Consider the following 15,900-nt stretch of genomic DNA (forward strand, 5'->3'; position numbering starts at 1 on the left):
CGGAGTCCACGTCGCAGCCGCACGCAACGCCGCCTCATTCGGCACCAGTTGGGGCGCCTACGGCGGCACCTACCACCGCCGTTCCACCGATGGCTCCGCCTCAGAGGACGGTGCCTGCTTCGTCGATGGCTCCGCCTCAGATGGCTCCGCCTACCGCGCCGACGGCTCCGCCTCAGACGGCGGCGCCTGCCGCCTCGTTCGTTCAGCCTGCCGCGCCGCAGCCAGCAACCTCGACCACGCAGCCGCCTTCCGCCTTCGCGATGCCTACAGAGACCGCATCTACTTCGCCGCCTGCGACAGCGTCACCGAACGTTACGCCGCCGGACGAGGCGGAGCCACTCGATTCAGCGCCCCTTGGCGGGTTTCCACCGCCGGTCCCGAGCTTGCCTGAACCGCTCGAGGAAGACATCGATCCGTCTGGTCTCGGCGAAACTGGCGGCACCGTGCGCCCTGACGCTGACCCCCAGTTGCTTGCTGCACTTCGGGATGTTGTGCGATTGATCGCTTCTGACCTTCACGTGACGTCGAACGCGCCACCAATGCTGCGAATCGATGGCGCGTTGCAACCCCTTCCAGACTCCACAGTGTGGGATAAGAACCGGGTTTCCGACGCACTTGCGAGCCTGCTCACGCCTGCCCAAGCTGCGACATTTGAAGAGAACCTCGAACTCGACTTCGCATTCGCGGTGTCCGACAGCGCCCGTTTTCGCGTGAACTATTACCGTCAACGCGATGCAATAGGTGGTGCATTCCGTCTCATCCCGACCGAGATCAAGCCGCTCGAACAGCTGGGAATTCCCGATACGGTATCGCGCTTTGCGGAATTGGCTCGTGGTCTCGTGCTGGTCACTGGTCCAACCGGTTCGGGAAAGTCCACGACGCTCGCAGCCCTAGTGGATTTGGTAAACCGCACGCGTACCGACCACATTGTGACCGTCGAAGACCCGATTGAATTCATGCACGGCAACAAGCGGTCACTAATTAACCAGCGTGAAGTCGGAAGCGACACTCACAGCTTCGCTTCTGCACTCAAGCACGTACTTCGCCAGGACCCTGACGTGATTCTGATCGGCGAGCTCCGAGACCTTGAGACGATTTCGGTTGCGCTGACCGCTGCTGAAACCGGTCACCTCGTGTTCGCCACTCTGCACACGCAGAACGCGGCATCCACTATCGACCGTGTCATTGACGTCTTCCCGCCGCACCAGCAAGAGCAGGTGCGCGCGCAACTGGCCTCGACCCTTCAGGGTGTTGTGTGCCAGACGCTGGTAAAGAGGGCAAGCGGAAAGGGACGAGTTGTCGCTACTGAAGTAATGGTGGCCACTCCGGCAATCGCCAACCTGATCCGTGAAGGTAAGACCTACCAGATTCCTACCGCACTTCAGGCTGGCCGCGATCTTGGAATGTACTCGATGGATCAGCATCTCGCTGAATTGGTCGACAACGGCAAAATCACCCACGCGGCGGCGATGGAGAAAGCGCAAGACCTCGAGGGGTTGAAGCGACTCATTAACCGGGTCGATTCTGGTGGGGGCGCCGCATCTACTCAGATGGCGGCTGCCGCTCACGACTTCAGCGAAAGCTTCTCCGGAATGGGGAACTGACATGGCTAGTGCGGCAACGTTTACGTACAAAGGGCGGGATTCGAGCGGGAAGGTCGTCAAGGGCCGTATCGATGCGATGACCGAAGGCGCTGTCGCAAATCGACTGCGCACGATGGGAATCTCCCCGCTGTCGATTGAGGAAGCATCCGGGGCCACCGGTCTCCAAATGGAGATCAATCTGGGCTCGTTCGGCACGAAGGTTAAACTGAAGGACCTGGCCGTCATGAGCCGTCAGATGGCCACGATGATCACCTCGGGCCTCTCCCTCTTGCGCACTCTGGCGATCCTCGCCGAGCAGACCGTCAACCCCGAACTCAAGAAGATCCTCACCTCGATCACGCGCGAGGTGGAATCTGGCTCTTCTCTGTCAGAAGCAACGGCACGGCACAGCCGGGTGTTCCCTCCGATCATGATCAGCCTGATCCGTGCCGGTGAGACCGGCGGATTCCTTGATGGGGCACTGCTCTCGGTCGCCAAGAACTTTGAGTCGGAAGTCAAGCTTCGGGGAACCATTAAGTCGGCTATGACTTATCCGGTAATCGTGTTCATCATGGCTATCGTTGCGGTGATCGCCATGCTCGTTTTCATAGTTCCGATCTTCCAGACGATGTTTGAGGGGTTCGGGAGCGCACTTCCTCTTCCCACCCAAATGTTGGTGTGGCTCTCAAGCATCATGTGGTGGTTCTTGCCGCTGATGATCATTTCCGGGATCATTTTTTCCATCTGGTGGAACCGCAACAAGAACGCCGAGCAAGTTCGGCGAGTAGTGGATCCACTGAAGCTACGAATCCCGGTGTTTGGCCAGTTGTTCCGAAAGATCGCGATCGGGCGGTTCAGCCGCAACTTCTCTGCCATGATGGCCGCCGGCGTCCCGATCCTTCAAGTGCTCCACATCGTGGGAGAGACCTCAGGAAACTGGGTCATGGAAGAAGCCCTGCGAAAGGTCGCAGAGTCAGTGCGTCAGGGGCGCACAGTCGCTGAGCCCCTGTCACAGGAGAAGGTGTTTCCGTCGATGGTCACACAGATGATCGCCGTCGGTGAGGATGCTGGTGCGCTTGAGCAGATGTTGGAGAAGATCGCCGACTTCTACGACGAGGAAGTGCAGTCTGCCACGGAGCAACTGACCGCCATGATCGAGCCGCTCATGATCGCCTTCCTTGGCGTCGTCATCGGTGGAATGATCGTCGCCCTCTATCTGCCGATCTTCAGTATCTTCACGCTGCTCGGAGGGTAACGCCTGCTCGCGGGGTGCTTAGTAAACCACGGAATAGTTGTGTACTCATCGTGGCAATCTTGTCCACCCCTGCATTGGGGTCGAGAAACGATTGAATGTACCCCGTTTGCGGGATTACGCCCAGCGAACGTGGAGGCGACGATGGTCTGAGGGGGTCAAGTTTCATTGGGGGCCCTGTCCATTTTACTAAAAGAGACAGAGATGAATCGCATGCTTACACGAATGAAGAAAGAACTTAACGACCACCGCGCCGGCATCAAGCGCGAAGAGGGCTTCACCCTCATCGAGCTGCTCGTCGTGGTAATCATCATCGGCATCCTTGCCGCGATCGCCATTCCGATTTACATCGGAGTCCAGAACAGCGCGACTGACAGCTCGGTCAAGTCTGACCTGGCCAACTCGAAGATCGCCGTGGTTGCCTGGTACACCGACAACCCAGGTGCCGGTGCGCCGGCTCTCACCGCCGCCGCGCTTGCCGACTATGGCTTCACATCGGGCGGCGCAGTAAGTGCCGCGGGAATCACGTTCGGCACGGCGCCGACCGCTTCGGGAACACCTTTCTGCATCAACGCAACCAGCACGACCGGTGAAGCGTTCAGCGTCAGTGACACTGGCGGAGTTACCGATGGCGCCTGCGCTTAGTTAACAGCCACCGAGGATGGGGTGCCGCAGAAGTGGCACCCCATCCTCACCACTTAACCGAACACGATTTTGGCTCCAACGCCGCTCCATCCGACGGTGTCGTGGCCATTCAATAGCAATGACGCTCTGGGGGAGGATCCGTGAACACGCCACGCAAGCGCGAGACCGCACCGCCGGTCGCGCAGCAGTTGCGGAACTCCGATGACGGAATTGGACTCATCGAGATTGTGGTCTCGATGCTGCTGTTGGCCATCCTCGCCACAGCGTTGGTTCCGGTACTTCTCAGCGGTCTCAAACAGGCTTCGTCCAGTGCAACGCTGGCGACGGCAACGCAGCTCGCCAACGATGAGCTCGAGCGAGCACGCAGCTGGACGCGCTGCAGCGACCTAGACCCAGGGAACACAAGCATCACCGACGCTCGGGCCGTGGAGCTCACGATGTCGACAACCGTCGGTTCTTGCTCGCCTTCTCCGGAAAACCCAGTATCAGTACCGGTGAAAGTCGTCGTCACGCGAATGGACACCAACGTCGTGGTCACGTCCACGACGACCTATATCTTCATTGCGGAGTCGTGACATGAGCCAGTACACCGGGGCCTCGAAAGGAACTGACGCAAATGATGTTGCCGCAGACGAGCAAGGCTTCACGCTAATCGAGCTGTTGATCTATGCGCTCCTCCTCTCCTTCATTGTTGCCATCGCGGGCGGCATGATTTTCAGCGCCGTCACCACGTCGAAGACGGTGGTCAGCATGACTCAGAACTCGACTGCAGGGCAATTGGTTGCTCGATCCGTTGTCACCGGAATCCGAAACTCGTCGGACTTCCAACTTTCCGCTCCTGTGGGCGACGACCAGTTGCTGGTCGCTCGTCGTGCCGGATCAGGCGCGATCCTCGACTGGAGTTGTGAAGCCTGGTACTACTCGGCTGTGGACAACAAGGTGTGGTTCACGAGCTCCGATCTCGCAATTTTGCCCCCGACGGCAGCCGAAGTCGCCACCTGGACGCTGCTGACCGCAGATGTTCAACCAGCGTCAGGAACCGCCATTTTTAGTGCGTTGAATGATCGCCTATCTATATCCATCCTCGGTTTGGACGGCGCGCACCGACCTATCGACATCACAAGCTCGGCAACCAGTCGAGCCGGAGCATCAGGGAGTTTGACATGTTTCTAAAGCGATTCATTCCCGTACGGTCAGAAGATGGTTCAGCGTTAGTCGCCGTGCTCGGCGTCTTTGCGATGGGGCTTATCCTGACCACTCTCATCGTGTCGTCGGTTGTGCACGGTCTGGGGTTCAGCACGTTCTCCCGGGCGTCAGTACAGTCTCATGCCGCGGCAGACGCAGGTATTACTGCGGCTCGGGCCAGCCTTTATACCGCATCCAACTGCAACTCACAGTCCACGCCAGGTATCTACGTCTCTGCAGGCTCACCTAAATACCGAGCGACCGTCGAGCGAAACAATGGCTCCGGTTGGGTAACGGGATGCCCGAACGCCCTAACCTCTCAAGTACGCATCAGCTCGACCGGAACGGCAGCAGCTCCGGCTGTGTCGGGGGTGTCTGCTGGTGACACCTCCACAGTGCAGGCGGTGTACCAGTACATCGTCCCTGGCGTGAATCCGAGTGGGGTCGGCATGTATTTGCACGATGGTGCCATCATCGAGGCCAACTCGTCGCTTGACCTTTCTGAGGGCGGCAACACTGGCCTGATCGTCAAGAACGGCAGGCTGGACTGCAACAAGAACAACGGCGTGATCAACGGAAGCATAATGGTCCGCGGCGACCTGTCATTCGGGGGAAAGTGTACCGTGACTGGCAGTGCAGTAGTCACCGGACACACGACCCTCGGATCCGGCCGGATCGACGGAAATCTCACGTCCGGCTCGGTATCGCCGAACCCGCCCGGGTCGAAGGTCGGAGGAACCTACACCCAGAATGCGGCCACTCCGGCAGCCCCCGAGTGGGTAAACATAACCTATAAGCCATCGGATTGGCGGACCACAGCAGGTCTTCCTTACGAAGTTCGGCCGATGCCATCGAGTTGCACACTAAGTTCTGGCAACCTCGGTGGAACGACCCCCGGATACCCTCTCATTCTGAACGCGCTCGCATGTTCGGGAGGCGTTTCCGCCAACAACAACACAACCGTTAAGCTCACGAGCGATGTCGTGGTCTTCGCGAATAAGTTCGATTTCGGCGGAGTGAACTCCTTGTCATTCACATCGTCGAGCACGGCGAGTCACCGCATCTGGTTTATCACCCCGGATAACGGTCCCGCGGGAGACAAATCACCAACCTGTGCTTCCACGCAGGGAGACTTTTCGGTAAAGAACGGTTTCGAAGTGAAAGCACCGATCGCGGCCTTGCTTTACACCCCGTGTGCATTCGACGGCAAGAACGGGTTCACCTGGAACGGCCAAATTTACGCCGGCGACTACAGCGAAATTAAGAACAACCCGAGCTTTACCTTCGTTCAAGTGGGAGCTGCTGGCGTCGACTTCGACCAAGCCACGGTGACACCGCAGGTGACGAAACCTCAACCTGGTGGCTTAATCACTATGCGAGATCTCAGTGCTGGCTAGCATCCTGGTGGTCTTGGTCGGAGCCTTTGGACTGCTCATCGGCTCGTTTCTTAACGTTGTCGTTTATCGGGTGCCGGCGAAGCAATCAATTGTGTCTCCGCCGAGCGCTTGCCCGAACTGCGGCGAGCCGATTCGGCGCCGGGACAACGTACCTGTGTTGTCCTGGCTCTTCCTGCGTGGCAAATGCCGCGATTGCCAAGCGCCCATCTCGCGCCGCTACATCCTGGTGGAGCTCGCGACCGGCCTGTTCTTTGCTGCCGTGGCCGGCTGGTTCATTTTCGGTTGGGTTCCGACGTCGACAGTTGTATCAACCGGAGAGTACGTCGGTGCCGCTCTGGTGCTTGTCGCGTACCTGTACCTCGCCGCAGTTTCTGTGGCCCTAGCCCTGATTGACATCGATCATCATCGGCTTCCCAATAGCATCGTGTTACCCGGTTACGTAGTGGCAGCTGTACTGCTTGGTGCAGCTGCGGTGCTCATAGCGGACTATGCCGCACTACTGTCAGCGGTGATCGGTGCAGTAGCGATGTTCGGCTTCTACTTTCTGCTCGCGCTGGTGTATCCGCGCGGAATGGGCATGGGCGACGTTAAGCTCGCAGGTGTGCTTGGTGTGTTTCTCGGGTTTCTCGGATGGCAGACCCTAGTGGTCGGCGCATTCGCGGCGTTTTTCCTGGGTGGGATTTTTTCGATCGCCCTGGTGCTGATGCGTCGCGCTTCGCGCACGTCGGCAATTCCGTTCGGTCCGTGGATGCTTCTGGGCGCATGGGTGGGAATTTACTTCGGTGCTGCCATGATGAGTGGCTACTTGCAACTGTTCGGGATTAACTAGGGGGAAGTTATGGCTATTACACAGTTGGTTGGGGTCGATATCGGCTCTGGCGCGATTCGAGCGGTTGAGGTCGCGGGCATTGGATCGAAACGGCCGTCGGTCGTGCGATTCTTTACGATGCCGCTGCCAGAGGGAGCCGTGCACGCGGGCGAGGTGCTTGAAGTCAACACCGTCGCCGCAGCACTCAAACAATTGTGGAGTTCGGCGAAATTCAGCAGCAAAAATGTTGTGCTTGGCGTCGGAAACTCCAAGGTGTTAGTTCGCGACCTCACCGTTCCTAAGCTCAGCTTGACCGAGATTCGACAGTCGCTGCCGACCCACGTCCAGGCAATGTTGCCGGTGCCCGTCGCCGACGCTATTTTGGACTTCTATCCAATTTCGGAGGCAGCGTCAGAGTCGGGGCCCGTCGTGAACGGGTTGCTAGTTGCCGTTGTCAAGGAATCAGTGCTCGCCAATGTTAGAGCAGTGCAGGCCGCCGGATTGACTCCGGTCGGGGTCGATCTGATTCCGTTCGCCCTGCCTCGGCTCACAGCTGCCGCACGCTTGGTGGGGAACGTCGCGCACGTCGAGATTGGTGCCCGCACTACTAACGTGATCGTAACGACAGGAGGTGTGCCACAGTTCGTGCGAACTATAGCGAATGGTAGCCACGACCTGACTGTCGCTCTTTCTGATCGGTTAGAGATTTCGATCACCGACGCCGAGGCGTTGAAGCGCCAACTCGGACTCTCGGGAGCTTCGGCAACGGCTGAGCAAGCTCCCGCAGTCGCCGTAATTCGCGACGTAAGCGGCACACTGCTGTATAATTTGCGGGAGACGTTGGGCTATTTTGCGAACTCCCGTCAGAATGAGCCGTTTGCTGGCATCGTCCTTTCGGGCGGAGGGGCCCAACTCGTGGGCCTAGCGGACGCGTTCTCTGAGATAACGAGGATTCCAGTCGTCCTCGCCGACACATTTGGAAATATTGACGTAGCCAAGGATGCGGCCAAGGGAGCCCAGACTCAGTCTGGGCTCAACGTGGCCCTGGGGCTTGCGTTGGGGGGTGTTGCGGCATGAGTGGTAAAAAGCAGAGCAACGGGCGTCTAGTAGTAGGCGGTCCGGCTCAAGCCAACCTGCTTCCACCCGAGGTCGGAATCGCGGCGCAAGCTCGTGTAATGAGGCGCACCGCAAGTGTGCTCGTGGTGCTGTCGGTGGTGCTGGTGCTTGCAGCCTATGCGGCCGTATCGGTACTCACGGTGGTTGAGCAAGGACGGCTCGACGCGGCAAACCTCAGGACCGACGAGTTGGTGCAGGAACAATCCAAGTATTCCGAAGTGCAGCAAGTTCAAAGCATGCTGGCGGCTGCGAATGCTGCACAGCAGGTCGGAACGTCGACGGAAATTGATTGGAAGGCCTACTTGGTTAGCATCCAAAAGAGTCTTCCCAGTGGAACCCTCGTCACGAATGTGTCTGCCGAGACCGCGACGCCCATCGCCGATTTTGTGCAGCCATCCGTTCCGCTTCAGGGTGACCGCATCGGTGAACTCAGATTCACTGCGACCAGCACTTCGCTGCCGAACGTTGAAACGTGGCTCGATGCCCTAGCAAAGCTCACTGGTTACGTTGACGCGACCCCTGGCTCAGTCAGCTTGAACCCACAGTCCGGGCTCTACGAGGTGACGATCACGATGCATATCAACGCAGACGCGCTGCTGCTTCGGTTCGATGAGGAGGCACTGGCCGCGAGGGAACAGGCCGCGGCCGACAAAGAAGCGGCAACGGAAGATGCGGCATCGACAGACGATGGCTCGTCCACGGATGCCGGCACCAGTGGGGATGAGTGATCATGAATAACAGACTCTGGATGATCATTGCCGGTGTTATCGGTGTCGCCATCTTCGCGCTCGGATGGTTCATCGGGGTAGCGCCGAAGATCGATGAGATGAACGCGGCCGGCGAGCAGCGAACGGCTGTCGAGACGCAGAATCAACTCCACGAAGCCAGGTTGGCCCAGCTCAAGGAAGAGTTCGAGCAGCTTGACTCGTTTAAGCTCGAGTTGAAAAGCGCACAGGCGCTCCTTCCTCCCGGTGACGAGTTGTCGAGCTTCCTTGGTGAGCTCCATCGATTGGAGGCGTCAAGTGGCGTCGTGCTGACTGAATTCGGCGCGGGAGACGGGCAGGCCTATATCGCCGCCCCCAGTTCGGGAACCACGAATCCGTTGGTGACTGATCAGAATTTCATTGCCATTCCTATCAACCTGTCGGTGACCGGTAGTCGTGCGCAGGTTATCGAATTCCTCAGTGACCTGCAGTTCGGGACGCGCTTGTTTCTTGTTACCACGCTCACAGTCGCGGAAGACGATCAGGTCTCGGAAGACGGTCAGGAATCAGAAAGCTATAACGGCGACATTTCCGGCCTGGTATATGTGCTGGTCGACCCATCAGCGCCACCGCCAAGCCCGACACCCGCTGAACCTGTGGATGCTGAGCCTGCTCCGTAAGCAGGTCCGGTGCATACTGCTGCCGAAGAACGCCACGACGCACACTGTCGTGGCGTTCTTCTCACTTTTGAACCTTCGCTCAGTAGACTAGGTTCATCAGTCGCTGGAACGAGGAGGCAACAGTCATGACCGACCCATCTGTAGAGCGTGGTTCATCCGATCACAACCAGGACAACATTGAGGATGCCGTAGTCGTTGACGAGACGGTCTCTGATGACGGAACAACAACCACGGCAACGCCTCTCGTGGAGCCTGAGGTCGAATCATCGACCTCAGCGTCAGGCTCCGCATCCACGGCCGATTCCGTCTACGACGATGCGACGGTCGAAGCAGAAGCCGAGCCGCTCGCGGAGCCTGTAGTCGAGTACGAGCCCGAAATTGTTGCTGAGGCTGAAACAAACGCTACGGGAACCTCGGGAACGTCGAGCACGACGTCAGCTGGCGAGCCCCGCGTGGTCTATATGACCGCTCCTACGCCCCCGAAGGTTGCGGGCAACCGTGGCTTTGGCGTATTCATTGCGCTGGTATCCACCCTGGTGTTCGCAATCGTCTTTGCCATCGCCGTAGCGATCATCAACTCTGTGCAGGTTGGCCGAGCGGATATCGGCTTTGTGCAGCAGCCCGCGTTCTACGTGCCCATCGCGTTCTTTGCCCTTGGCGCGCTCATCATTGCGCTCATCGTCAACCGTGCAGGCTGGGCGGCACACGTGTTTGGCAGCATCATCGTCGGGCTGGTCGTCTACTTCGGTACAGTCGGCGTGCTGTTGCTTGCCAACGGCATCATCCAAAACACTCAAGAGCAGGCGCAACTTCTCTTCGCGCTGGCGCTCATTGACCCACGAGTAATCGCCGGGGGACTGATCGCCCGTGAGGTCTCCCTGTGGACCGGTGCGCTAGTAGCTAAGCGAGGCCGCAAGGTCACCGAACGCAACCGCGAATCCCGCACTCAGTGGGAAGCCGAGCTCGCTGAGAAATCTGCAGCTCAGCACTAGTCATGATTGCGCAGCCATCAGCCAGTTTTGCTTACTGCGTGTGGGCTGTGACCATTTGACCCCGGCCGGTCCGGGGGCTATTCTTTCTGAGGTGTGCGCTTTGTCGTGCGCTTGAACCGTGCCCTTCGGCCCAAACCGCAATTGCGGGGTTCTCGCGCCAGTCACTCCACACCACAGGGTTCAGCCTTCTGGCTGACCCCCACGGCATATCCACAAAGCATCCGATTCGTTCGGCTGGCGCGTGGGTCCAGATGAACTCGAAGTTCTGCGAAGAGCTTCGAATGCTAACCATCATGACGCTGTCACCGTGCAGCAAAATCAAGGAGTAATTTAGTGCCCACCATTCAGCAGTTGGTGCGTAAGGGACGCTCGCCGAAGGTCGTTAAGACCAAGGCTCCCGCCCTTAAGTCCAACCCGCAACAGCGCGGCGTTTGCACGCGTGTCTACACAACAACTCCGAAGAAGCCGAACTCGGCTCTCCGCAAGGTTGCTCGTGTCAAGCTTTCTAACGGCACCGAGGTCACCGCGTACATTCCCGGAGAAGGTCACAACCTTCAAGAGCACTCGATGGTGCTCATCCGTGGTGGTCGTGTAAAGGACCTCCCCGGTGTTCGCTACAAGATCGTTCGCGGAGCGCTCGACACCCAGGCCGTTAAGAACCGTAAGCAGGCTCGTAGCCTCTACGGCGCGAAGAAGGATAAGAAGTAATGCCTCGTAAAGGACCAGCACCAAAGCGTCCCGTAGTCGCAGATCCGGTATACGGCGCACCCATTGTTAGCCAGCTTGTCAACAAGATTCTTCTTGATGGCAAGAAGGGCCTTGCAGAGCGCATCGTTTACGGCGCACTCGCAGGCGTAACCGAGAAGACCGGCCAAGATGCCGTCGTCACGCTCAAGAAGGCACTCGACAACGTGCGTCCGACCCTTGAGGTCAAGTCGCGTCGTGTCGGTGGCTCGACCTACCAGGTTCCTGTTGAGGTCAAGTCGCACCGTGCAAACACTCTTGCATTGCGTTGGCTCACGAGCTACGCAAAGGGTCGTCGTGAAAAGACGATGACTGAGCGTCTCACCAACGAAATTTTGGACGCATCGAATGGACTTGGCGCCGCTGTAAAGCGTCGTGAAGACACCCACAAGATGGCCGAGTCCAACAAGGCATTCGCTCACTACCGCTGGTAGTAGCTACTCGTTGTGAGGCGAGTCAGAGAATCTCTGGCTCGCCTCACTTCTGAGTTTCGTTCTTCAACAACAAACTTTCGGAGGAACCTGTGGCACAGGACGTGCTCACGGACCTAAAAAAGGTCCGCAACATTGGCATCATGGCTCACATCGATGCTGGCAAGACCACCACGACTGAGCGCATCCTGTACTACACGGGTGTAAATCACAAGATCGGTGAAACTCACGACGGTGCGTCGACCACAGACTGGATGGAGCAGGAGCAAGAGCGTGGCATCACGATCACGTCTGCTGCTGTGACCTGTTTCTGGGACAAGAACCAGATCAACATCATTGATACCCCTGGCCACGTTGACTTCACGGTTGAGGTGGAGCGTTCGCTCCGCGTACTCGACGGTGCAGTTGCTGTGTTCGATGGTAAAGAGGGTGTGGAGCCGCAGTCTGAGACTGTCTGGCGCCAGGCCGACAAGTACAACGTTCCCCGCATCTGCTTCGTCAACAAGATGGACAAGATGGGTGCAGATTTCTACTACACCGTCGACACCATCGTTAGCCGCTTGGGCGCCCGCCCGCTGGTTATTCAGCTCCCCATCGGATTCGAGTCCGGTTTTGAAGGCGTTGTTGACCTCGTCGAAATGCGCGCATTGACGTGGCGTGGAGACTCCAAGGGTGACGTCGAGATGGGCTCAAAGTACGCCATCGAAGAGATCCCAGAAGACCTCAAGGAGAAGGCTGCGGAATACCGCACAGCTCTCCTCGAAGTTGTAGCTGAGACTGACGACGCCATCATGGAGCGTTACTTCGCCGGCGAAGAGATCACAGTTCCTGAGATCAAGGCTGCGATTCGTAAGCTCACCGTGAACAGCGAAATCTACCCTGTGCTCTGTGGTTCTGCTTTCAAGAACCGCGGCGTTCAGCCGATGCTTGACGCTGTTATTGACTACCTCCCGTCGCCTGTCGACGTGCCTCCGCTGGAAGCACACTCGCCTCGTGACGAAGAGAAGATCATCATTCGCAAGCCTGAGTCGACGGAGCCATTTGCGGCTCTCGCCTTCAAGGTTGCCGTCCACCCCTTCTTCGGTCGCCTTACCTACATTCGCGTGTACTCGGGCCGCCTTGATTCGGGTGGGGCTGTAGCTAACTCGACCAAGGGCAAGAAGGAGCGCATCGGAAAGATTTTCCAGATGGCTGCCAATAAGGAGATGCCTGTCGACAGCGTTACTGCTGGACACATCTACGCCGTAATCGGCCTCAAGGACACCACGACTGGTGACACGCTGTGTGACCTGAACGACCAAGTCGTTCTCGAGTCGATGACGTTCCCTGAGCCCGTGATCGAGGTAGCGATCGAGCCGAAGACGAAGGCCGACCAAGAAAAGCTTGGTCTCGCCATCCAGAAACTCGCCGAAGAAGACCCCACGTTCCGTACCGAACAGAACCAGGAAACTGGCCAGACGGTTATCAAGGGAATGGGTGAACTTCACCTCGACATCCTCGTAGACCGCATGAAGCGCGAATTCAACGTTGAAGCCAACGTTGGTAAGCCGCAGGTTGCCTATCGCGAGACGATTCGTCGCATTGTGGCCAAGCACGACTACACCCACAAGAAGCAGACGGGTGGATCGGGTCAGTTCGCTAAGATTCAGATTTCGCTTGAGCCGATGGACGTTGTCGGCGACACGATTTACGAATTCGTGAACAAGGTCACCGGTGGACGTATTCCTCGCGAATACATCGGCTCGATTGACCAGGGTTTCCAGGCTTCGATGGGTGTCGGAGTACTGGCAGGATTCCCCATGGTCGGCGTTAGGGGAATCATTCTCGATGGTGCCTCTCACGATGTTGACTCGTCAGAAATGGCGTTCAAGATCGCGGGAACAATGGCATTCAAAGAGGCAGCGCGTATGGCTGACCCAGCTCTCCTCGAGCCGCTCATGGCGGTCGAGGTTCGTACTCCCGAGGAGTACATGGGAGATGTCATCGGTGACCTCAACAGTCGCCGCGGACAGATCCAGTCCATGGAGGACGCGACCGGCGTAAAGGTCATTCGCGCCCACGTACCACTGTCGGAAATGTTCGGTTACGTCGGCGACTTGAGGTCGAAGACCTCGGGTCGCGCGGTGTACTCGATGACGTTCGACAGTTACTCTGAGGTTCCCCGTGCGGTAGCTGACGAGATTATTCAAAAGAACAAGGGCGAGTAATCGCCGCACTACCAGCGCGCAACTAACATAGATACACACCAACTTGCGAAACATTCGGCAGTGAAATGTCGTCGGATGCGGAGCAACCAAGTCCTGAGGAGGACCCACAGTGGCTAAGGCCAAGTTCGAGCGGACCAAGCCGCACGTAAACATCGGAACCATCGGTCACGTTGACCACGGAAAGACCACACTCACCGCAGCGATCTCGAAGGTACTTGCAGACAAGTTCCCTTCGGCAACTAACGTGCAGCGTGACTTCTCGTCGATTGACTCGGCTCCGGAAGAGCGTCAGCGCGGCATCACCATCAACATCTCGCACGTCGAGTACGAGACCCCCAAGCGCCACTACGCACACGTAGACGCTCCGGGCCACGCTGACTACATCAAGAACATGATCACCGGTGCAGCTCAGATGGACGGTGCAATCCTCGTGGTTGCAGCGACCGACGGACCGATGGCTCAGACTCGCGAGCACGTTCTGCTCGCGAAGCAGGTTGGTGTTCCTTACCTGCTCGTAGCACTCAACAAGTCCGACATGGTTGACGACGAAGAGATCCTTGAGCTCGTTGAGCTCGAAGTTCGCGAACTCCTCTCAAGCCAGGGCTTCGATGGCGACAACGTTCCCGTTGTTCAGGTATCGGGCCTCAAGGCTCTCGAGGGCGACGAGAAGTGGGTTCAGTCAATTCTGGACCTCATGGACGCTGTCGACGAGAGTGTTCCTGACCCCATCCGCGACAAGGACAAGCCGTTCTTGATGCCGGTTGAAGACGTCTTCACTATCACTGGTCGTGGAACCGTTGTTACGGGCCGCGCTGAGCGTGGAACTCTCAAGATCAACTCCGACATCGAGATCGTTGGAATCCGTCCGACCCAGAAGACCACGGTCACTGGTATCGAGATGTTCCACAAGCAGCTCGACGAGGCATGGGCCGGCGAGAACTGTGGTCTGCTCCTTCGTGGAACGAAGCGTGAAGATGTAGAGCGTGGACAGGTTGTTGTTAAGCCTGGTTCCGTTACTCCTCACACGAACTTCGAGGGAACCGCATACATCCTGTCAAAGGATGAGGGTGGGCGTCACAACCCGTTCTACGCGAACTACCGCCCGCAGTTCTACTTCCGTACCACCGACGTCACCGGCGTCATCACGTTGCCTGAGGGCACCGAGATGGTTATGCCTGGCGACACCACCGACATGACCGTTGAGCTCATTCAGCCCATCGCCATGGAAGAGGGCCTCGGCTTCGCTATCCGTGAGGGTGGCCGCACCGTAGGTGCCGGTAAGGTAACCAAGGTTCTGGCGTAACTCCAGCACTAATTACGACAGAGGGTCGAGCCGAAAGGCTCGGCCCTCTGTCGTTTAAGCGGCTCGGCCGGTGAGGCGGGTGGTGAGCGCGCGCGCGGCTGCAACTATCGCGGTGCCGAGCTCGTCCCAGTGATCGCCAACGGCATCCGTTCTGAAGGTGAGTCCGATCGAGGCCGAAGGGTATCCGTTTCGGTCGAAGGATGCGGCCCCGACGGAGGCGTAATCTGCAGTGACGTCACCGATCTCGATAGCCCATCCACGTTCCCGTGTGGTGCTGAGTAATTGGCTCAGCTCGTTGAGTGTCTGTGGTCCGGCTGACTGGCGACGAGTGAGTGAACTGCGGGACGGGTAGAGCGCACGCACTTGGTGTGCCGTGAGTTGCGCGAGCATTGCGCGCCCGGTCGCGGTGAGGTGCGCGGGTAGGCGAACCCCGACGGCCGAGACGGTCATTGGCGCGCGCGAGCCTTGTACGCGGGCTGCGTAACTGACCTCGGCACCAGTCAGCACGGCGAGGTGTGCCACCACCGGAATTGGCGCCTCGCTCGCCAGGCTGTGCATGAACGGAGTGGCCAGTCGTGAGAGGCGTTCACTGCGCAGCGCTGAGGTCCCAATTTCGGAGACGAGCGCGCTCAGCCCGTAGGTGCGGTCTTCGGGGTAATGCACCACAAAGCCCTCGTCGATCATGGCGGCGAGCAGTTGATAGACGGATGAGCGGGGCAGCTCAAGTTCGCGGGCGAGGCTCGACGCCTGAACCGGTCCAGGCCGGGAGGCGAGGTGCCGAAGCACTGCCATGGTGTTGCGGGCTGCCGGAATCTCGGACACAGTGCTCCTGTCTGGTATCTCAGACACCATA

At 58.4% G+C, this 15,900-nt stretch carries 16 protein-coding genes; 15 read left to right on the top strand and 1 reads right to left on the bottom strand.

The features are described from left to right. The first annotated feature begins 383 nt into the window (after positions 1-383). The 15 genes from ABD112_RS01500 to tuf all read left to right on the top strand — a co-directional run bounded on the left by ABD112_RS01500 (position 384) and on the right by tuf (position 15,047). Entirely contained in the window at positions 384-1,604 is a 1,221-nt protein-coding gene (locus ABD112_RS01500; RefSeq protein ID WP_425563786.1) for a type IV pilus twitching motility protein PilT, read from the top strand. Position 1,605: 1 nt separating this feature from the next. Further along, entirely contained in the window at positions 1,606-2,838 is a 1,233-nt protein-coding gene (locus tag ABD112_RS01505; RefSeq protein WP_343922556.1) for a type II secretion system F family protein, read from the top strand. Positions 2,839-3,060: 222 nt separating this feature from the next. Then, positions 3,061-3,480, top strand: a complete 420-nt coding sequence (locus ABD112_RS01510; protein WP_343922557.1) for a type II secretion system protein — start codon at positions 3,061-3,063, stop codon at positions 3,478-3,480. A 140-nt stretch (positions 3,481-3,620) separates the two neighbouring features. Then, entirely contained in the window at positions 3,621-4,055 is a 435-nt protein-coding gene (locus ABD112_RS01515) for a prepilin-type N-terminal cleavage/methylation domain-containing protein (RefSeq protein ID WP_343922559.1), read from the top strand. A gap of 1 nt (position 4,056) precedes the next feature. Further along, positions 4,057-4,653 (top strand): prepilin-type N-terminal cleavage/methylation domain-containing protein, encoded by a 597-nt coding sequence (locus ABD112_RS01520; RefSeq protein WP_343922561.1) that lies wholly within the window; start codon positions 4,057-4,059, stop codon positions 4,651-4,653. Further along, positions 4,644-6,062, top strand: coding sequence for a hypothetical protein (locus tag ABD112_RS01525; RefSeq protein ID WP_343922563.1), 1,419 nt, complete (start codon positions 4,644-4,646; stop codon positions 6,060-6,062). The genes ABD112_RS01520 and ABD112_RS01525 overlap by 10 nt, the downstream gene beginning before the upstream one ends. A 7-nt stretch (positions 6,063-6,069) precedes the next feature. Continuing rightward, entirely contained in the window at positions 6,070-6,891 is an 822-nt protein-coding gene (locus ABD112_RS01530; RefSeq protein ID WP_343922732.1) for a prepilin peptidase, read from the top strand. Between the two features lie 9 nt (positions 6,892-6,900). Continuing rightward, the gene (pilM, locus tag ABD112_RS01535; protein ID WP_343922564.1) at positions 6,901-7,947 is read left to right on the top strand and encodes a type IV pilus assembly protein PilM; all 1,047 of its coding nucleotides are present in this window, start codon (positions 6,901-6,903) and stop codon (positions 7,945-7,947) included. Next, positions 7,944-8,714, top strand: a complete 771-nt coding sequence (locus tag ABD112_RS01540; protein WP_343922566.1) for a hypothetical protein — start codon at positions 7,944-7,946, stop codon at positions 8,712-8,714. Before pilM ends, ABD112_RS01540 begins: the two co-directional genes overlap by 4 nt. Positions 8,715-8,716: 2 nt before the next feature. Next, positions 8,717-9,370 (top strand): type IV pilus inner membrane component PilO, encoded by a 654-nt coding sequence (locus ABD112_RS01545; protein WP_343922568.1) that lies wholly within the window; start codon positions 8,717-8,719, stop codon positions 9,368-9,370. A gap of 125 nt (positions 9,371-9,495) precedes the next feature. Then, positions 9,496-10,362, top strand: a complete 867-nt coding sequence (locus tag ABD112_RS01550) for a hypothetical protein (RefSeq protein ID WP_343922570.1) — start codon at positions 9,496-9,498, stop codon at positions 10,360-10,362. Between the two features lie 333 nt (positions 10,363-10,695). Continuing rightward, the gene (rpsL, locus tag ABD112_RS01555; RefSeq protein ID WP_097060154.1) at positions 10,696-11,070 is read left to right on the top strand and encodes a 30S ribosomal protein S12; all 375 of its coding nucleotides are present in this window, start codon (positions 10,696-10,698) and stop codon (positions 11,068-11,070) included. Further along, on the top strand, positions 11,070-11,540 hold the full coding sequence (gene rpsG, locus ABD112_RS01560) for a 30S ribosomal protein S7 (RefSeq protein ID WP_010203848.1): 471 nt from the start codon (positions 11,070-11,072) through the stop codon (positions 11,538-11,540). Before rpsL ends, rpsG begins: the two co-directional genes overlap by 1 nt. Positions 11,541-11,629: 89 nt before the next feature. Further along, the gene (fusA, locus tag ABD112_RS01565; RefSeq protein ID WP_343922582.1) at positions 11,630-13,744 is read left to right on the top strand and encodes an elongation factor G; all 2,115 of its coding nucleotides are present in this window, start codon (positions 11,630-11,632) and stop codon (positions 13,742-13,744) included. 109 nt (positions 13,745-13,853) lie between these two features. Then, positions 13,854-15,047 carry an elongation factor Tu gene (gene tuf, locus ABD112_RS01570; protein WP_343922584.1) on the top strand — a complete coding sequence of 398 codons (1,194 nt, stop codon included), beginning with the start codon at positions 13,854-13,856 and terminating at the stop codon, positions 15,045-15,047. 54 nt (positions 15,048-15,101) lie between these two features. Here tuf and ABD112_RS01575 read toward each other — a convergent pair whose 3' ends face one another. Beyond that, positions 15,102-15,869 (bottom strand): IclR family transcriptional regulator, encoded by a 768-nt coding sequence (locus ABD112_RS01575; protein ID WP_343922586.1) that lies wholly within the window; start codon positions 15,867-15,869, stop codon positions 15,102-15,104. Positions 15,870-15,900: the final 31 nt, after the last annotated feature.

This window comes from Rhodoglobus aureus (assembly GCF_039527955.1).
In the GTDB taxonomy this organism is placed as follows: Bacteria; Actinomycetota; Actinomycetes; order Actinomycetales; family Microbacteriaceae; genus Rhodoglobus; species Rhodoglobus aureus.